This is a genomic window from Mesorhizobium sp. WSM4808 (genome assembly GCF_055811675.1).
On sequence record NZ_JBVVQX010000010.1, the window covers coordinates 101,460 to 120,233 of the forward strand.

An 18,774-nucleotide genomic window follows, 5' to 3' on the forward strand; every position below is an offset into this window, starting at 1 on the left:
GGCGGAGCCGCTATTCCGAGCCGATCAGCCCGGGCGCTTCAGGCGTCCGGCGACGGCGCCCCATGAAGCCTTGATCATGCCGACCAGGCCGCTCGGGTAGGCCAGCATGACGCCGATGATCAGCACCGCCGTGATCATCGGCCGCCACGCGCCGAAATCGGCCATCCATTCGGCGAAGATCGTCAGCACGAAGGAGGCGACGATGGCGCCGTAGATGGTGCTGGTGCCGCCAAGCAGCACCGTCGACAGGATGATGGTCGCGAGGCTCATGCCGAAGACGTCGATCGAGGCATTGCGCTGGTAGGCGGCGTAAAAGGCGCCGGCGATGCCGGTGAAGAAGGCGCTCGCGGCAAGCGTCAGCATGCGCTGGCGCACGATCGAGACGCCGCGGCTGATGGCGTATTCCTCATTGTCGCGCAAGGCGACGATACTGGCCCCGGCGCGTGAGCGCACGAACACGCGCAGGAACAGCGTACTTGCCACCAGCAGTGCCAGCGCGATGTAGAAATAGGCGAACTTGCCGTCGCGGACCATGTTGTGGTCGAAGATATAAAGTCCGGGAATGCGCACCAGCCCTTGCGTGCCGCCGGTGATGGCCGACTGGCTGATGATCACCTGCATCACCAGTTGCGCGAAGCCGAAAGTGACCAGGATGATGTAGATGCCCTTCAGCCGCAGGATCGGGATGGTCACCAGGATCGCCGCCAGGGTTGCGATGACACCGCTGGCAAACAGCGCGATCCACGGGTCGAATTCGGCCAGCTTGGTCAGCAGGCTGTAGGCATAGACGCCGATGCCGAACAGCGCCAGATGGCCGAAATTGAAGACGCCGCCATAACCGAGGCTGAGGTCCCAGTTCGAGGCGACGATCGCATAGATGAAGGCCATGATCAGGATGTGGCGGGCATAGGTGTCACCGAAGATCAGCGGCAGCAGCGCCAGCAGGGCGAAGCCGAGCACGAAGCCGATGGCCTCCTGCTTCCACGGCGTGCGGCCTGGAGCGATCGGGGTTGCCGCCTCGGCGTGGCCAGGCGCGATCAGCGATGTCGTGTCGGTCATGCTAGGCCTCGGGAGCGGCTGGCAAAGATGCCCTCGGGGCGCACCATAAGGGTCAGGATGAGCACGCCGAACAGCAGTGCCGGCGTCCAGTACAAGCCGAAATAATAGCTGCAGGCTGCCTCGAAGAAGCCGATCAGATAGGCGGCGAAGATCGGACCCGATATGCTCGATATGCCGCCGAAAACGACGACGATCAGCGCCTTGAGCAGCGGGTCGCTGCCCATCACCGGCGACATGAAGCGGTAGCCGCCCATGAAGATGCCGGCGAGCCCGGCCAGCGAAGCGGCGATGGCGAAGGCCAGTCCATAGAGCGCGGTGACGTTCAGACCGACAAGGTGGCTGGCATCTTCATTTTGCGCCACGGCGCGGAGCGCCAGCCCCAGCCGCGTGCGGTTGAGGAACACCCAAAGTGCGGCCAGGATCAGCGGCGTGATCACGATGATGGCGATCTGGTGCAGGGAGACGCCGACGCCCCCGATGGTGGCGTTGCCGGCGATCAGCGCCGGGATCTGTTTCGAGCGCGGTCCCCAGATGGTCAGCGCGCCGTTCTCGATCAGCGACCCGGCCGCCAGCGTGGTGATGACGACGACCAGCACGATGTTGGGTCGGCCGATCAGCGGCCGCACGACGCTCGCCTGCAGGATCCAGCCGACGCCGGCCATGACGACGACGGCGATCGGAAACGCGACCGCCGCAGGCAGGCCGAGTTCGACCAGCTGCCAGGCGATGTAGGCGCCCAGCATCATGAACACGCCATGGCTGAAATTGAACACGCCGATCGTCGTCCAGACGAGCGCTAGCCCGACCGCCATCATGGCGTAGAGCGAGCCCTGGAACAGGCCGCCGAACAGGATTTCCGCCAATGCGCTCATCTTCGGATTTTCCTAATGGCCAAAATACATCGACATGATCTCGCCGTGGTCGAGGCTTTCGCCCGGCTTGATCTCGGTCGCCACCGCGCCATGGTTGACGAGGTAGAGTTGCTGCGTCAGCTCCAGCAGGAATTCGATATCCTGCTCGACGACGATCAGCGGCACGCCGCCGCGCGAAATGTCCATGACGGAGGCGCAGAGTTCGTCCTTGATCTTGGGCGCCAGCCCCAGCGTCGGCTCGTCCAGGATCAGCAGGCGCGGATGGCTCATCAGCGCCGTGCCGATCGACACCATCTGGCGCTCGCCGCCCGACAGCGTGCGCACGCGCTGGCGCCAGCGCTCCGCCAGTTTTGGAAACAGCTTGATCACCTTTTCGCGGTTCTCCGCCTCATGCGGCCGGGCCCTTGGCGAATAGGCGCCGAGCGCCATGCAGTCGGCGATCGAGAGATCGGGAAACAGCCGGTTGCCTTGCGGCACATGGATCAGGCCGGCGCCGACGATGGCGCGTGCGCTGCGGCCGGCAATGTCTTGCCCGTCGAACACGATGCGGCCGCTCTTCGGTTGCAGCAGCCCGGAGACTGCGCGCAGCAGCGTCGTCTTGCCATGGCCGTTGGGGCCGAACAGGCCGACATTGCCGAAACGGCCGGCCTCCAGCGAGATATCGTGCAGCACGGTGACGCGGCCATAGCCGGCGGTGACGCCTTCGACGCTGAGAATGGGGTTCACGCCGCCGATCTCCTCGTGCCGAGATAGGCTTCGATGACGCGCGGGTCGGCGATCACGCCGGCCGGGTCGCCAGCGGCCAGGACGCGGCCATTGTTGAGCACCAGCAGATGTTGCGAAAGGCTCATCAGGAAGGTCAGCACGTGTTCGATCAGAAGGATGGTGATGCCGCGTTCGGCGGTGCGGCGGATCAGGCCGATCGACGTCTCGATCTCGGGCTTGGTCAGGCTCGATGCCGGCTCGTCGAGCAAGAGCATGCGCGGCTGCATGGCGATCGCGGTGGCAAGCATCAGGCATTTGCGCTCGAACACGGACAATTCGCCGGCAAGCCGGCCGAACGACCGAGATCCCAGGCCGACGAACTCGAGCGCCTCGGCGGCGGCATTGCGGGCCGTGGCCGCTGTCTTTTCCTGCTTGCCGTAACTGGCGCCGATCAGCGCGTTCTCGAACACGGTCAGCCCGTCGAAGCTGGTCTCGCGCTGAAACGTGCGGGCGAGGCCGAGGCGCGCGATGGCGTGTCCCGATTTGCCGTTTATGGCAATGCCGTCAAAGCGGATCCGGCCCCGGTCGGGGCCGAACGGTATGCCGGTGATGATGTTGAACAGCGTGCTCTTGCCGCTGCCGTTCGGGCCGGCGATGCCGAAGATCTCGCCGGCCTCGACCTTGAACGACACGCCATCGACGGCCTTCAGCGAACCGAAGGCCTTCGACACGTCGTCCAGTTCAAGCAGGGCCATTCCCTACTTCATCCAGGGCTGGAGCTTGAAGGCGCCGGTGGCGTATTTCTCCGGCGAGATCAGCGTGCGCTGGCCATCCCAGATCTGGAAGAAGGTGATCGGAATATAGTCGTCGCCCTGCGTGGCAAGGTGGGTGGCGGGATCGAATTTCAGCCGCCCTTCCGCGACCTGCTTGTCGGTCTCCGACAGCGCCTTCATGATCGCCGCATGGTCGGATGCGCCGCCGACCTTCTTGACCGCATCGAAATAGACATTGGTCATTTCGTAGAGGCCGACGCCGTAGGTGCCGCTCTCGACGCCGTATTTTGCCTTGAACTTGGCCGCCACCTCGTCGGCGCGCGGGTTCTTCGGCGTCGTCAACGCGCCGCCGAGCAGATTGTAGATGACGCCATCCGATTTCTTGCCGGTCAGCTCGACGAATTCCGGAACGCTCGGCGCATATTGCAGGAAGACGAGGCTCTTGGTCGGTTGCTCGAGGAACTGGTTCAGGAACGAAGCCGAATTGCCCGGCAGATAGTCGGTGTTGATGACGACATCGGGAACGTTCTCGCGCACCTTGGCGAGGATCGAACGCCAGTCGGTCACTTCGCCGAACGGCACGATCTCGTCGACGGTGATGGTCCAGCCCTTCTCCTTGAAGGTCTTCTTCATGCCTTCGGAGATGGTCTTCGAATAGGCGTTGTCGGACGAGATGATGGCGACCTTCTTGGTCGGCAAGGTGATCTTGCCGTCGGCCGCGAGCTTCTCGACGAACAGGGTGACGTCGGTGTTGTAGGCGTCGAAGGAAGGCGTCAGCGACCAGCAGCACATGTATTTATCGGGGCTCGGCGCGATGATGTCCCGGGTCTGCTGCGAGGTGGCCGCGAGCATATAGGGCATCTCAGCCTCGGCCATGTTGTCGATCTCGAAATTGGTCAGGCTGGCGTAGCCGGTCAGCATGAAGTGCACGCCCGGATCGCCAAGCAGGCGCTCGACCGCGCTGGTGACGTTGCCGGCGGACTGATCCTTGACGTCGCCGACCACCAGTTCGAACGTATCCCCGGCAACGCCGCCGGCTGCGTTGGCCTCGTCGATGGCCATCTGCACGCCGCGCTGGAATTCCTGGCCGTCCGCCGCGGCAGGGCCGGTCAGCGGCGCAAGCAGGCCGATCTTGACGACGTCGGCAAAGGCGGGGGCGGCTGATACGGCAAACATGCCGATCAGCGTCGTGCTCATCAGCATATGGCGGATTCGACTTGCGGCGGATTTGGGCTTCATCGTGCTGTTCCCTGTTTTCCTCCCGTTCATCGGGAGTTGGATAATTGACAATCTACGCATAATTGTTCTTATTTGAAAAGGATTTTTCAACGCAACCTGGCCGGGAAGATGGTTCCCGCAAAGGTATGGAAGCCGTGGCGCTTTGCCGCGCAACTGTATTAAAACAGGGCAATTCCCCCGACGGAGCGGACAATGGCGATCTCGCAGAAGACCCTTGAAACCAGCCACGGCAAGATCGCGGTTCGCCAGACCAGTGGCGAAGGCGCCGCTGTCATGCTGATCCACGGCAATTCATCTTCCAGCGCCGTTTTCCGCAACCAGTTGGACAGCCCGTTGGGCGAGCGCTACCACCTCATCGCTCCCGACTTGCCCGGCCATGGAGCGTCCGCCGATGCGATCGATCCGGAGCGTTCCTACAGCATGGAAGGCTATGCCGATGCCATGACCGAAGTGCTCGGGCTGCTCGGCATCGACAAGGCCATCGTCTTCGGCTGGTCGCTCGGCGGCCATATCGGGCTTGAGATGATCGACCGCTTTCCCGGCCTGCTTGGCCTGATGATCACCGGCACGCCGCCCGTCTCGCCCGAGGAGGTCGGCAACGGCTTCAAGCCGAGCCCGCATATGCACCTTGCCGGGCAGGAAACCTTCACTGAAGCGGATGTCGAGGCCTATGCGCGCAGCACCTGCGGCGAGCCGTTCGAGCCGTTTCTCATCGACACGGTGGCGCGCACCGATGGAAGGGCGCGGCGCCTGATGTTCGAAAAGTTCGCGGCCGGCACCGGGCGGAACCAGCGCGAGATCGTGGCCGGCAAGACGCCGCCGATCGCCGTTCTGAACGGCATCGACGAGCCATTCGTCAACACCGATTTCGTCTCCGCTGTGAAATTCTCCAATTTATGGGAAGGCAAGGCCCATCTGCTCGACAAATCCGGCCACGCGCCGTTCTGGGACTCGCCGGATCGTTTCAACCCGGTCTTCGCCCGCTTCCTGGCAAGCTTCGACAGAGCGTAGGTCCGTCGGAAAACCGGCGCGACAGACCCCGCCTTCGAGACAGGTGGGTGACAATCGCGCGCATCTACCGTATATTGACATAAAGATATCCTTATGTGACATGAAAGGCCTGTCGCCAAAGGGATAAAAAATGTCGCAGAATTCTGCATCGCTGGACGCATTGTTCGGCCCCGTCGCGGCAAAACCGGACGGCTCGGAAGTGCTTGCCGCGCTGACAGCGGCGGCACGCGAGCGCATTCTCATCCTCGACGGCGCTATGGGCACGCAGATCCAGGGCCTCGGCTTTGACGAGGACCAGTTTCGCGGCGAGGCCTTCGCCGGCTGCGCCTGCCACCAGCAAGGCAACAACGATCTTTTGATCCTGACGCAGCCGAAGGCGATCGAGGAGATCCATTATCAATACGCCATCGCAGGCGCCGACATCCTCGAAACCAACACCTTCTCCTCGACCTCGATCGCCCAGGCCGATTACGGCATGGAGGATGCCGTCTACGCGCTGAACCGCGATGGCGCGCGGCTGGTGCGGCGCGCGGCGGTGAGGGCCGAGCAGGAAGATGGCAAGCGCCGTTTCGTCGCCGGCGCGCTGGGGCCGACCAACCGCACCGCGTCGATGTCGCCCGACGTCAACAATCCCGGCTACCGCGCCGCGACCTTCGACGATCTGCGCCTCGCCTATGGTGAGCAGTTGCGCGGCCTGATCGACGGCGGCGCCGACATCATCCTGATCGAGACGATCTTCGACACGCTGAACGCCAAGGCCGCGATCTTTGCAGCGGAAGAGATCTTCATCGAGAAGGGCGTGCGCCTGCCGGTGATGATTTCGGGCACCATCACGGACCTCTCCGGCCGCACGCTGTCGGGCCAGACGCCGACCGCCTTCTGGCATTCGGTGCGCCATGCCAACCCTTTCACCATCGGCCTCAATTGCGCGCTCGGCGCCAATGCGATGCGGGCGCATCTGGCCGAACTATCAGGCGTCGCCAACACCTTCACCTGCGCCTATCCGAATGCCGGCCTGCCCAACGAATTCGGTAGGTATGACGAGAGCCCGGAATTCATGGCCGCGCAGATCGAGGATTTCGCCAGGGAAGGGCTGGTCAATGTCGTCGGCGGCTGCTGCGGCTCGACCCCGGAGCACATCCGCGCCATCGCAGAGGCGGTGCGGAAGTATCCGCCGCGCGCCATTCCTGACATCACGCCGAAGATGCGCCTGTCCGGGCTGGAGCCGTTCACGCTCACCGAGGAGATCCCCTTCGTCAATGTCGGCGAGCGCACCAATGTCACCGGCTCGGCCAAATTCCGAAAACTGATCACGGCGGGCGACTATGTCGCCGCACTCGACGTCGCCCGCGACCAGGTCGCCAATGGCGCGCAGATCATCGACATCAACATGGACGAGGGTCTGATCGATTCGAAGAAGGCCATGGTCGAATATCTCAATCTGATCGCAGCCGAGCCGGACATCGCCCGCGTTCCTGTCATGGTCGACAGTTCGAAATGGGAGATCATCGAAGCCGGCTTGAAATGCGTGCAGGGCAAGCCGCTGGTCAACTCCATCTCGATGAAGGAGGGCGAAGAGGCCTTCCTGCATCATGCCAGGCTGGTCCGCGCCTATGGCGCGGCGGTGGTCGTCATGGCCTTCGACGAGGACGGCCAGGCCGACACCAAGGCGCGCAAGGTCGAGATCTGCACGCGCGCCTACAAGCTCCTGACCGAGCAGGCCGGCTTCCCGCCCGAGGACATCGTCTTCGATCCCAATGTCTTCGCCATCGCCACCGGCATCGAGGAGCACGACAATTACGGTGTCGACTTCATTGAGGCGGCCGGCGAGATCACCGCGACGCTGCCGCATGTTCACATTTCCGGCGGCGTGTCGAACCTGTCCTTCTCGTTCCGCGGCAACGAGCCGGTGCGCGAGGCCATGCATGCCGTGTTCCTCTACGATGCCATCCAGCGCGGCATGGACATGGGCATCGTCAATGCCGGCCAGCTCGCAGTCTACGATACGATCGAGCCGGCACTGCGCGAGGCCTGCGAGGATGTCGTGCTCAACCGCATGCCCAGGGCCGGCGGCACCGCCACCGAACGCATGCTGGAGATCGCCGAACGCTTCAAAGGCACGGCGGGCCAGGAAGCCAAGGAGCGCGATCTCGCCTGGCGCGACCTGCCGGTCGAACAGCGGATCAGCCATGCACTGGTCAACGGCATCACCGAATTCATCGACGCCGACACCGAGGAAGCGCGGCTTGCCGCCGAGCGCCCGCTGCATGTCATCGAAGGCCCGCTGATGGCCGGCATGAACGTCGTCGGCGACCTGTTCGGCGCGGGCAAGATGTTCCTGCCGCAAGTGGTGAAATCGGCGCGGGTGATGAAGCAGGCCGTCGCCGGACTGCTGCCGCATATGGAGGCCGAGAAGCTGGCCAACGCCGCCAACGGCATCGACAATGGCGAACGCCAGACAGCGGGCAAGATCCTGATGGCGACGGTCAAGGGCGATGTCCATGACATCGGCAAGAACATCGTCGGCGTCGTGCTCGCCTGCAACAATTACGAGATCATCGATCTCGGCGTCATGGTGCCGGCAGCGAAAATCCTGCAGACGGCGCGCGACCAAAATGTCGACATCATCGGCCTGTCCGGCCTGATCACGCCATCCCTCGATGAAATGGTGCACATGGCCGCCGAGATGGAGCGCGAAGGCTTCGACATTCCGCTGCTGATCGGCGGCGCAACGACCAGCCGCGTGCACACGGCGGTGAAGATCCACCCGCGCTACACCAAGGGCCAGACGGTCTACGTCACCGACGCCAGCCGGGCGGTCGGTGTCGTGTCGTCCTTGCTGTCGAACGAGACCAAGGGCGGCTATGTCGACACGGTGCGCACCGAATACAAGAAGGTCGCCGATGCGCATGCCCGCTCCGAATCCGACAAGCAGCGGCTGCCGCTGGCCAAGGCGAGGGCTAATGCGCACCGGATCGACTGGTCTGCCTACGAGCCGCCGAAGCCGTCCTTTACCGGCGTCAAGGTATTCGAGAACTGGGATCTCACCGAACTCGCGCGCTACATCGATTGGACGCCGTTCTTCCAGACCTGGGAACTGAAGGGCCGTTATCCCAAAATTCTCGAAGACGAGGCGCAAGGCGCCGCCGCGCGCCAGCTGTTCGAGGATGCGCAGGCGATGCTGAAGAGGATCATCGCCGAGAAATGGTTCGCGCCGCGCGGCGTCGTCGGCTTCTGGCCGGCCAATGCCGTCGGCGACGACATCAGGCTGTTCACGGACGAAAAGCGGTCGCAGGAACTGGCGACCTTCTTTACCTTGCGCCAGCAGCTGACCAAGCGCGACGGCAAGGCCAATGTCGCACTGGCGGACTTCGTCGCGCCAGCGGAGTGCGGCAAGCCGGATTACATCGGCGGCTTTATCGTCACCGCCGGCATCGAGGAGGTGGCTATCGCCGAACGGTTCGAGCGAGCGAATGATGATTATTCGTCGATCATGGTCAAGGCGCTGGCAGACCGCTTCGCCGAAGCCTTTGCCGAGCGGATGCATGAGAAGGTGCGCAAGGAATTCTGGGGCTATGCTTCAGATGAAGCGCTGGCGCCGGACGAACTGATCGGCGAACCCTATCGCGGCATTCGCCCTGCGCCCGGCTATCCGGCGCAGCCCGATCACACCGAGAAGGCGACTTTGTTCCGGCTGCTCGACGGTGAGCGCAATGCAGGCGTGAGCCTGACCGAAAGCTATGCAATGTGGCCGGGTTCCTCGGTATCAGGCATCTATCTGGCGCATCCCGAAAGCTATTATTTCGGCGTCGCCAAGGTCGAACGCGACCAGGTCGAGGATTACGCACGCCGCAAGGCGATGCCATTGGCCGAGGTAGAGCGCTGGCTTGGCCCCATCCTCAACTACGTGCCGGCACATTATGCCGAGGCGGCTGAATAGCGGCGCGAACGCTATCATCATTTCGCTCTGACGGTCGTCGTTGATCTCTTGACTCTATCCTCCCAGGGGGGATAGTCGGGCGGTATGTCCGAAGGTATTCACACATCCCACCCTGCCATTTTAAAGCGGCTGAAACGCGCGCAAGGGCACCTGGCTTCCGTCATTGCCATGTTCGAAGCGGAACGCCCCTGCGTTGATCTTGCGCAGCAACTATACGCGGTCGAAAGCGCCATCAGCAGCGCGAAACGCGAGCTGATCCACGATCACATCGAGCATTGCCTGACCGACAGCGCTGAACCGAGCGGCAGCTCTCTGGCGGAACTCAAGCAGTTGGCGAAATATCTATGAACCATACGGGGGCACGCATCCTTGACTGGTTTGGGTTCGGACCAAGCGGCCATGCCGCGCACGCTGATCACGGTCATGGCACAGGGCCGCATGGTCATACCCACGGCGTCATCGATGCGACCATCGCCACAACTGACCGTGGCATCTGGGCCATCAAATGGTCATTCGTCATACTGGCGGTTACAGCGGCGCTGCAGGTTGTTGTTGTGATGCTGTCTGGCAGCGTGGCGCTGCTGGCCGACACGATCCACAACATCGGAGACGCCACGACCGCCATTCCATTGTGGGTCGCATTCATGCTGGCGCGCCGCAAGCCGTCGCAGACCTTTACCTATGGTTTGGGCCGCGTCGAAGATCTGGCAGGGATCATCATTGTCCTGATCATTTTGTTTAGCGCCATCGTCGCTGGCTATCAGGCCATCGACCGTCTGATAAACCCCCAGTTGGTTACCCATTTGGGTTGGCTGACGGCGGCCGGCATTGTCGGGTTTCTTGGCAATGAAGTGGTTGCCGTGTTCCGGATCCGGGTCGGTCGGGAGATCAACAGCGCGGCGCTCGTCGCAGACGGCTACCACGCCCGCACCGACGGTCTCACTAGCCTTGCCGTTGTCATCGGTGCGCTGGGCGTTTGGCTCGGCTTTCCCTTGGCCGACCCGATTATTGGCCTGCTCATCACCGCTGCGATCTTCGGCATCGTTTGGCAATCGGCACGCTCGGTGCTTACTCGCATGCTTGACGGTGTCGAACCCGGCATCATGGGCGAAATCCGGCATGCCGCCGAGCATGTGCCGGGCGCGCAGATTGTCGAGGCGAAAGCTCGTTGGATTGGCCACAAGCTGCACGCAGACATTGCCATCTCGGTCGACGAAGCTTTGCCTGTTTCCGAGGCCAGGAAGATAACGGCCGCTTTGGAAGATGAACTGTTCGAGCACATGCCGGCTCTTGCAGCTGCCAACATTCGGTTGGCCACCGCAAATGAACAACACGACGATCCGCATCCTCACGGGCATGATCACGGTGAACACCACGGCCACCACCATTGAGGGTCGCGAAAAAACCACCGGCGTCGGCTAACCTCGACTGATGTTCCAAACGCTTGTTGAGTTTCAACGCACCATATATCTGGCGTTCGCCGACCAGATAAAACTGCTCTCGGTTGGAGGCGATTGGCTGGCGTTCCTGGCCTTCCTGCCAATGGGGGTCTTGTTTGGAGCCGCACATGCTTTGACGCCCGGTCACAGCAAAGCTATTTTGGCGACCTACCTTGCCGGCTCCGATGCGAAGGTTTCGCGCGGCCTCTTGGTGTCGGTTACTCTGTCCTTCACTCACGTGGCAATCGCGGTTCTGATCGCCGTGCTTTCGCTGCCGCTTGTCTCGATCGCGTTGGGTAGTGTTGGGCGCGCGCCACTCCTCGAGAACATCAGTCGCGGCCTGCTCGGGCTGATCGGCGTCTGGATGATATGGCGCGCATTGAACCATGGCCGGCATCACAAGCATGAGGGCGAGGCTGTTGGTGTCATGGCCGGTTTGATACCCTGCCCGCTGACCCTCTTTGTCATGACGTTCGCGATTTCCAGAGGCGTACCGGGCGCCGGTATTCTGTTCGCGATCACCATGATGCTTGGTGTGGCACTGACCTTGTCTTGTGTGGCGATCGCTTCAATCCTGTTCAAAGAGCGACTGGTGCACTTTTTCGACAGCCGTCCGCGCCTGTTCGATGTCATCTCACGTACGATTGAAGGGGTGGCTGGCTTTGCGCTCGCTTGCATAGCCGTCTGGCAAATCTCATCTTCGGCTGTCTGATCTCGATGAGTTCTCACCAGCCTGTCGAAAACAGCGCAAGCGAACGTCATCTTGTCGCCATGACATCGTCGGGACACGATGTGCCAATACCGGCATCTGCGCTGGTGGCTGGCCGATAATCCAACACATCGATAAACCCAGGGCAGTCGCCTTTGCAGTTGGAGCGCCGAATGACCTTACTCACACGCCGCGGACTTTTGAAAACGGCTGCGGTTGCCGGCGCGGGCGGGATCGGGCTTTCGGCGATGGGCCGGCTTGGTGGCTGGGCCGCCGCGACGCCTGAGCCGGTGGTTTTGCAGACGGCAAAGATCCGGGCGAAGCTGATGGATGTCAGCCAGACCAGGGATGTGCTGACCTATGGCAACGCCGGGATTCCGCCCGTGCTCAGAATAAAAAAGGGCGAGCCCTTCGCTGCACGCCTTGTCAACGCGATCGACGATCCGACGACGATCCACTGGCACGGTATTCGCGTTCCCAACAAGATGGACGGCGTGCCGTTTCTGGTCCAGCCCTACGTCTACACCGGCGATCATTTCGACTACGCCTTCACGCCGCCCGACGCCGGCACCTTCTGGTACCACCCGCATTGCAACACGCTGGAGCAGATGGGCCATGGCCTGACCGGCGTGATCGTGGTCGAGAATCCCAACGATCCGAAATTCGATGCCGAAATCGTCCTCAATTTGCGCGACTGGCGCCTCGGTGACGACGGCCAGTTCATCGACCAGTTCCGGCCGCGCGATGCCGCGAGAACCGGCACTTACGGCACGGTGCGCACCGCCAATTGGCTCGACCAGCCGCAATATGATGCGCCGGCCGGCGGACTGGCGCGGCTGCGCGTCGCCATCACCGACGTGACGCGTATCTACGCTTTTCGCGTCGACGGTGCGCAGGCGAGTGTCATGGCGCTCGACGGCAATCCGGTGCCTGAGCGTTTTTCGCCCGATGCCTTGCTGCTTGGACCCGGCCAGCGCATGGAGCTGGCGATACGCATGCCCGACGAGGAAGGCGCGATCGTCAGCTTGAGGGACGTCAGGGGCACCAAGCCAAAAATCCTGGCAACCCTGCGCGCGACAGGAAAATCCCTCAAACGGGACATTCGCGATGTTGCTCCGCTGGAGCTCAATCCGGTGGCGGAAGTGGATCTCGCCAGTGCCAGGCATATTTCCCTGGCACTGAGCGCCACGGCGGAAAACGTCCCGAGCGATGGCATCTGCGGTTCGCTTGGCTATAGTTTCTGGGCTCTCAACAAAGTGCCGTGGCCTGGTGACACCAAGGATCCGACCGCGCCGCTGGCCGAATTGAAGCTTGGCCAAAGCTACGTCATCGACATGGAGAACCTGACGCCGCAATCCCATCCGATGCATCTGCACGGTATGAGCTTCAAAGTGCTGTCATCCTCGACGCGCCAGGTTCAGCCTGTGATTTCCGACACCTATCTCATTCAGCCCAACGAGAAGGTTCAGCTCGGCTTCGTCGCCGACAATCCCGGCGATTGGCTGCTGCACTGCCACATCATCGAGCACCAGAAATCGGGAATGACGAGCTACGTCAGGGTGGTGTGAAGCCGCGTCAGCCTGCGCGTAGCGTCTGTGCCGTCATTTGCGCAACTGCGCCTCGATCTCGTCGAGCACCTTGTCCTTGCCGATGCCGGTGAGGAAGGCGAGGCCCTTGATCACCGGCTTGGTGACCGAAGCGGAGATCGGGGTGGTTGAGACGATGAAGTCGATATTGTCGGCCAGTCCGGGCACTTCGGTGGCCTTCGCCTGCTGGGCGTTGAAGGTGAGGCCGCGTTTCTTCATTTCCTCGGTGACGGCGACATTGACCGCGGTCGAGGTGGCGATGCCCGTGCCGCAGGCAAAGAGAATGGTTTTCTGTCTGGACATCTCTGCTTCTCCTTGTTTCAGCCGAGTACGGCTCGCACGTCTTCGAGGGTTCTGGCCGACCTCAAATCATCCAAGGCTTGCGGGTTCTGGATGGTGGCCATGACGGCCTGCAGCGCCTCAATCTGCTTGTCCTTGTCGTTGATGGCAAGCAGGAAGACGAAGCCGACCGGCAGCATCTCGTCGGGATCCTCCATGTTGGCGAAGGTCACTGGTTGCTTCAATGTGCCCATCGCGATGCCAGGCTTCAGCACATGCTCCGGATCGGTGTGCGGCACCGCGACATTGTCGGAGCGTTCCAGCGGCAGTCCGGTCGGGATGGCCAATTCGCGGCGCACGACCGCGTCGGCATAGCTGCTTTTGACATAGCCAAGTCTCTCCAGCCGGCCCGCCAGGATGCGGATGATCTCCTCATTGGTCGAGGCATCGGATCCGAGCACGATCGCGTCGGGGTCCAGAAGCTGCATGAGTCCGTCGGACATTCTTTGCTCCGTCGATGAAATCGTGCGCCCGAGAAGGGCGCACGATCCGTTAAAGAGTAGACGCTGTCAGGTTCAGGCCGTCTCTTCGGCCGGCTCGTCCTCGGCGCCCGCGGCCCGCTCCCAGCCGAGCGGATTGCGGCGGTAGAGGACAAACAATGCCGCGATAACCACCGCGATCACGATGATGCCGACAAGCCCCATCCCCTGGATAGCCTCGATGACCACGTAAGGCACCCACAGGAAGCCGTCGACCACCGAGGTGATCTGCAGTGCGTCCGCCGGCAGCTTGAAGCCCGACGAGACTGCTGCGCTGGTGAACAGCGGCGCCAGCGCGTTGGCGACGTAGAAGCCGATGGCCAGCGTCACCGTGCCGATCACCACCATGCGGAACACGTTGCCTTTGACCAGCGGCGCGGTCATGGCGACGATGAAGGGGATGACCGCGAGGTCGGCGAACAGGATGACGCGGTTGCCCGGCAGGATGATGGACAGAATGATCGCGATCGGCACCAGGATCAGCGACGACGAGATCGCGGCCGGATGGCCGATCAGGATCGCCGAATCGAGACCAACGAGAAGCTCTCGGTCACCGGTGCGCTTGCGTACGAACGCCTGTGCGGCGTCGGAGACGGGGATCAGCCCCTCCATCAGGATCTTGACCATGCGCGGCAGCAGCAGCATCACCGCGGCCAGCGTCATGCCGGTGCCCAGAACCTTTGCCAGCACCACGCTGAGATCACCCGCATTGTAGAAGGCGATCGCACCAAGCACGAGGCCGATGATGAGGCCCATCACGACAGGTTCGCCGAACACGCCGAACCTGCGCTCGATGGTGTCCGTGTTGATGTTGATGCGGTTGATCCCGGGAATGCGGTCCATGATCCAGTTGAGCACAATGGCGATCGGCAGGATCTGTGCCGAGGCGAGATGCGGCACCGAAATGCCGGGCACGCCGTAGAACTGCTGTACCGCGCGCGCCGACCAGTCGGCGAACAGCAGCGAGAGTGCTGCGACAAGTGCTGCGACCGCGATGCCATAGGCCAGATTGTCGGTTGCGGCGACCACCAGCGAGCCGACAAAGGCGAAGTGCCAGAAATTCCAGACGTCGACATTGAGCGTGCGCGTCATGCGTGTCAGCAACAGCACGATGTTGACCAGGATGCCGACCGGAATGACCCAAAGGCCGACCGACGAGCCGAAGGCGATCGCGGCCGCGGAGGGCCAGCCGACATCGATGATGTCGCGATGAATGCCGGTGTTGGTGACGATGGCCTTGGCAACGTCGCCAATCGACGTGAACATGAGGCCAAGCACCAGATTGATGCCGATGAAGGCGACGCCGATGGTGACGGCGGCGCGAAAAGCCTTGCTGACCTTGGCTCCCAGAACCACGGCGATGATGAAAATGACAATTGGCAGCAGGATCGTCGGGCCAAGCGTATCGATGGCCCCTTTTAGGCCCGCGAGAACAGTATCCATTTTTCCTCCCCTGGAGCCGCGAGCCTTCGCTCGACGCCTCGCAATGATGCTCCATCCAGCCTTTGACGCTCTGGCGCAAAGACACTCCCCAATTTGCCCAGAGGCGAATGCTTTCCGACTGTCGCGTCGGTGAACATTTGCCTTTGTTGACAAACGAATGTTTTATTGGGGTTGTCCGCTGCATTGTCAATTGGTTGCGCTTCGGCCAATCGAGCCCCGAAGGACGTCCCTTCCGAGACGATTTCGTGGGAAATTGCCGGTCGCGACCGGGTTTCGTTGGCAAATAGAACCCGTTCCCTGCTATCCGGTCCCAAATCACGAAGCTGTGGACATTCTTGCATGACCAACGTCGCCCTGACCGGCCTTGCCCGCGATCTCGCCAGGCGTGCCGCCGAAGGCCGCCAGGTGCGCATCGGTGTCATCGGCTCGGGCGAAATGGGCACCGATCTGGTCACCCAAGGCATGCTGATGCCAGGCATTTCGATCTGCGCCGTCTCGACGCGCCGCCCGCACACCGCGCGCGATGCCATCCGTATCGCCTATGGCGACGAAGCCATGGCCGTCGAAGCCGACACCGCGTCGAAAGTCACCGGAGCCATCGAGAGCGGCAAGATCGCCATCACTTCGAACGAGATGCTGGTCACCAATCCGTTGATCGACGTCGTCATCGACGCCACCGGCAAGCCGGGTGTCGCCGCCGATTTCGACCTCATGGCGATGGAGCACGGCAAGCATCTGGTGATGATGAACGTCGAGGCCGACGTCACCATCGGCTGCTATCTGAAACAGCAGGCCGACCGGCTTGGCGTCGTCTATTCGGTCGGTGCGGGCGACGAACCGTCGAGCTGCATGGAACTGATCGAATTCGCGTCGGCGCTCGGGCTGACCATCGTCTCGGCCGGTAAGGGCAAGAACAACCCGCTCAACCACAATGCCGTCCCGGACGATTATCGCGCCGAAGCCATCCGCCGCAACATGAACCCGCGCATGCTCGTCGAGTTCGTCGACGGTTCCAAGACCATGGTCGAGATGTGCGCCATCGCCAACGCCACCGGGCTGGTGCCCGATGTGCCCGGCATGCACGGCCCCAAGGCCGATCGCGACGACCTCGCCAAGGTGCTGATCCCGCGCGAGGACGGCGGTCTGCTGTTGAAGAAAGGCGTCGTCGACTACACGATTGGCAAAGGCGTCGCGCCCGGCGTCTTCGTCATCGTCGAGGCGACGCATCCGCGCATCATCGAGCGCATGGACGATCTGCATATCGGCCACGGCCCTTACTACAGCCTGTTCCGACCCTACCATCTGACCTCGCTGGAAGTGCCGCTGACCGCCGCCCGCATCATGCTTTTCGGCAAGCCCGACATGGTGCCGCTGCCGCGACCTGTTGCCGAAGTCTGTGCGGTCGCCAAGCGGGATCTCGCCGCCGGCGAGACCTTCGATGCGATCGGCGAGACCTGTTACCGCTCCTGGACGATGACCGTCGGCGAAGCCCGCGCCCAGCGCGCCGTGCCGGTCGGCCTGCTCGAGGGCGGCAAGGTGCTGAAGCCGGTCAGGAAAGGCGAGTTGCTGACGTCAGACAATGCGGCACCCGACCAGACGACAAGGCTGTTCGCCTTGCGCCGGCTGCAGGATGAGATGCTGTACGGGGCCTGAAAGGACCACGCTGGCGCTGCTACGACAAATGATAGATTGTGGGGCAAATGTCGCCAAGGTCGGTCCACATGAACCTTCGAATCAGGAATCCGCTTGCCCGCGAACTGGCTCGCCAGCTTGCCGCCAAGCGCAAGGTTTCCATGACCAGAGCGGTTATCGAAGCGCTTGAAAGTGAACTGAAGCGGGAAAACGCCCGTATGCCTCTGGCGGAACGGCTGGCTGCAATCGCCGATGATTTGAGGTCCAAAGCGGGCAAGGCTGGCCGGGTCGTGAGCAAGAATGAGATCGATGCCATGTGGGGTGGCGGCCAGAATGACGCCTGACAGGTGCACAGGGGTTGTCACGTTGGAAGGCCTGCTGGCAGCTCGGATTTCGTCGTTCGTTTCGATGGATGATCGTAGACATTCGGGATTGACCGGAGCCTTCCCAACTTCGTCATCCACGGGCGGAGCAGGAGCGAAGCGACGTCGCGGAGACCCGAGGATCCATGCCGTGATCTTGGTCGAGGAATGCAGCGGAGCAGAATTCTGCACCGCAGCAGCGCTTTGAAGTCGCGGCATGGATCCTGGGGTCTGCGCCGCGTCGCTGCGCTCCTTGCTTCGCCCCAGGATGACGAAGCGATGTGCATTTCCGCCAAGCCATCAACGCAAGCACGTCCGACCCATCAAAACTTCGGCAGCGGAGGAGTTGACGATTACTTCCCCAGTTCGACAGACCTGAGCCGCGCTGCCTCCACCGCCTGCGTCAGCAGATTGGTCAGCCGGTGCTCGCCCATCAGCACGGCCAGCGCCGCGGCCGTCGTGCCGTTGGGGCTGGTGACCTGCTGGCGCAGCACGCCCGGTTCCTCGCCGCTTTCGGCGGCGAGCGAGGCGGCGCCATAGACGGTCTGCATGGCGAGCAGCTTGGCGGTCGCCGTTGGCAGCCCGGCCTTCTCGGCGGCCACGGTCAGCGCTTCGATGAAATGGAAGATGTAGGCCGGCCCAGATCCGGAGACGGCGGTCACCGCATCCATCAGGCCCTCATCGTCGATGGTGGCCACTTCGCCGCTCGCCGACAAAAGATCGGCGACGAAACGCTTGGTGTCATCCGACACGAGCTTGTTGGAGAACACCACCATCATGCCCTTGCCGATTGCCGCGGGTGTGTTGGGCATGCAGCGCACGATCGGCGCGCGGTTGCCGAGGATTTCCTCGAAGGTGCTGGCCGGCGTGCCGGCGGCGATGCTGACGAAGGTGGTGCGGCCATCGCCGAAACGCTTGTAGGCGGAGGTGACATCGCGGATCACCTGCGGCTTCACCGCGATGACGACGAGATCGGGCACGGCATCGGCCGGGATGCTGCCGGCATCGGCTGATGTCGCGCAGCCCAGCGTGGTCGCGCGATTGCGCAGATCGGCATTGGGCTCGACCACGAAAACCGCCGATGGCGCAAGCTTACCGGATTTCAGCCAGCCTGAGAGCATGGCGTAACCCATATTGCCGCAGCCGGCGAGAACAAGCCTGATCGTCATCAAAAGCCCTCCGAAGG

16 protein-coding genes and 1 pseudogene are annotated in these 18,774 nt (G+C 62.5%); 8 read left to right on the forward strand and 9 right to left on the reverse strand.

Going from position 1 to position 18,774, the window contains the following annotated elements; all coding sequences use genetic code 11:
* Positions 1 to 24: 24 nt before the first annotated feature.
* Genes AC0L2U_RS19220 through AC0L2U_RS19240 form a run of 5 tightly spaced genes read right to left on the reverse strand, consistent with a single transcriptional unit; the run spans position 25 to position 4,648 of the window.
* Positions 25 to 1,059: a branched-chain amino acid ABC transporter permease gene (locus AC0L2U_RS19220; protein ID WP_127396605.1), complete on the reverse strand. Its 1,035-nt coding sequence runs from the start codon at positions 1,057 to 1,059 to the stop codon at positions 25 to 27.
* A complete protein-coding gene (locus AC0L2U_RS19225) occupies positions 1,056 to 1,931 on the reverse strand; it encodes a branched-chain amino acid ABC transporter permease (RefSeq protein WP_127296621.1) in 876 nt (291 codons plus the stop codon). Before AC0L2U_RS19225 ends, AC0L2U_RS19220 begins: the two co-directional genes overlap by 4 nt.
* Before the next feature lie 12 nt (positions 1,932 to 1,943).
* Complete coding sequence (locus AC0L2U_RS19230) at positions 1,944 to 2,657, reverse strand: ABC transporter ATP-binding protein (protein WP_127321148.1); 714 nt, start codon at positions 2,655 to 2,657, stop codon at positions 1,944 to 1,946.
* Positions 2,654 to 3,391 carry an ABC transporter ATP-binding protein gene (locus AC0L2U_RS19235; protein WP_127396607.1) on the reverse strand — a complete coding sequence of 246 codons (738 nt, stop codon included), beginning with the start codon at positions 3,389 to 3,391 and terminating at the stop codon, positions 2,654 to 2,656. The genes AC0L2U_RS19230 and AC0L2U_RS19235 overlap by 4 nt, the downstream gene beginning before the upstream one ends.
* 3 nt (positions 3,392 to 3,394) lie before the next feature.
* A complete protein-coding gene (locus AC0L2U_RS19240; protein WP_127328756.1) occupies positions 3,395 to 4,648 on the reverse strand; it encodes an ABC transporter substrate-binding protein in 1,254 nt (417 codons plus the stop codon).
* A gap of 192 nt (positions 4,649 to 4,840) precedes the next feature.
* Between AC0L2U_RS19240 and AC0L2U_RS19245 the strand changes: the two genes are divergently transcribed.
* The 6 genes and pseudogenes from AC0L2U_RS19245 to AC0L2U_RS19270 all read left to right on the forward strand — a co-directional run bounded on the left by AC0L2U_RS19245 (position 4,841) and on the right by AC0L2U_RS19270 (position 13,315).
* Positions 4,841 to 5,659, forward strand: coding sequence for an alpha/beta fold hydrolase (locus tag AC0L2U_RS19245; protein WP_128288371.1), 819 nt, complete (start codon positions 4,841 to 4,843; stop codon positions 5,657 to 5,659).
* Positions 5,660 to 5,789: 130 nt separating this feature from the next.
* A complete protein-coding gene (metH, locus tag AC0L2U_RS19250; RefSeq protein WP_473602485.1) occupies positions 5,790 to 9,599 on the forward strand; it encodes a methionine synthase in 3,810 nt (1,269 codons plus the stop codon).
* Positions 9,600 to 9,683: 84 nt separating this feature from the next.
* Positions 9,684 to 9,947, forward strand: coding sequence for a metal-sensing transcriptional repressor (locus tag AC0L2U_RS19255; RefSeq protein ID WP_127397356.1), 264 nt, complete (start codon positions 9,684 to 9,686; stop codon positions 9,945 to 9,947).
* Positions 9,944 to 10,987: pseudogene (locus AC0L2U_RS19260) on the forward strand (cation diffusion facilitator family transporter); the annotation flags it as partial. The gene AC0L2U_RS19255 and the pseudogene AC0L2U_RS19260, both read left to right, overlap by 4 nt.
* A gap of 43 nt (positions 10,988 to 11,030) precedes the next feature.
* Positions 11,031 to 11,750, forward strand: coding sequence for a nickel/cobalt transporter (locus AC0L2U_RS19265; protein ID WP_127397358.1), 720 nt, complete (start codon positions 11,031 to 11,033; stop codon positions 11,748 to 11,750).
* A gap of 170 nt (positions 11,751 to 11,920) precedes the next feature.
* Positions 11,921 to 13,315, forward strand: a complete 1,395-nt coding sequence (locus AC0L2U_RS19270) for a multicopper oxidase family protein (RefSeq protein WP_473602486.1) — start codon at positions 11,921 to 11,923, stop codon at positions 13,313 to 13,315.
* 33 nt (positions 13,316 to 13,348) lie between these two features.
* Here AC0L2U_RS19270 and AC0L2U_RS19275 read toward each other — a convergent pair whose 3' ends face one another.
* From AC0L2U_RS19275 to AC0L2U_RS19285, 3 genes are all read right to left on the reverse strand, one after another.
* Positions 13,349 to 13,636, reverse strand: a complete 288-nt coding sequence (locus tag AC0L2U_RS19275) for a PTS sugar transporter subunit IIB (protein ID WP_127807895.1) — start codon at positions 13,634 to 13,636, stop codon at positions 13,349 to 13,351.
* Between the two features lie 17 nt (positions 13,637 to 13,653).
* Positions 13,654 to 14,115, reverse strand: a complete 462-nt coding sequence (locus tag AC0L2U_RS19280) for a PTS sugar transporter subunit IIA (RefSeq protein WP_127381697.1) — start codon at positions 14,113 to 14,115, stop codon at positions 13,654 to 13,656.
* A gap of 72 nt (positions 14,116 to 14,187) precedes the next feature.
* Positions 14,188 to 15,594 (reverse strand): PTS galactitol transporter subunit IIC, encoded by a 1,407-nt coding sequence (locus AC0L2U_RS19285; RefSeq protein ID WP_027035737.1) that lies wholly within the window; start codon positions 15,592 to 15,594, stop codon positions 14,188 to 14,190.
* A 339-nt stretch (positions 15,595 to 15,933) separates the two neighbouring features.
* Here AC0L2U_RS19285 and AC0L2U_RS19290 point away from each other — a divergent pair, with 339 nt between their 5' ends.
* Both AC0L2U_RS19290 and AC0L2U_RS19295 read left to right on the forward strand, forming a co-directional pair.
* A complete protein-coding gene (locus AC0L2U_RS19290) occupies positions 15,934 to 17,247 on the forward strand; it encodes an NAD(P)H-dependent oxidoreductase (protein WP_128363599.1) in 1,314 nt (437 codons plus the stop codon).
* Positions 17,248 to 17,315: 68 nt separating this feature from the next.
* A complete protein-coding gene (locus tag AC0L2U_RS19295) occupies positions 17,316 to 17,570 on the forward strand; it encodes a type II toxin-antitoxin system VapB family antitoxin (RefSeq protein ID WP_127321718.1) in 255 nt (84 codons plus the stop codon).
* 371 nt (positions 17,571 to 17,941) lie between these two features.
* Here the strand turns inward: AC0L2U_RS19295 and proC are convergent, their stop codons facing one another.
* Entirely contained in the window at positions 17,942 to 18,757 is an 816-nt protein-coding gene (gene proC / locus AC0L2U_RS19300) for a pyrroline-5-carboxylate reductase (protein ID WP_127396179.1), read from the reverse strand.
* Positions 18,758 to 18,774 lie beyond the last annotated feature (17 nt).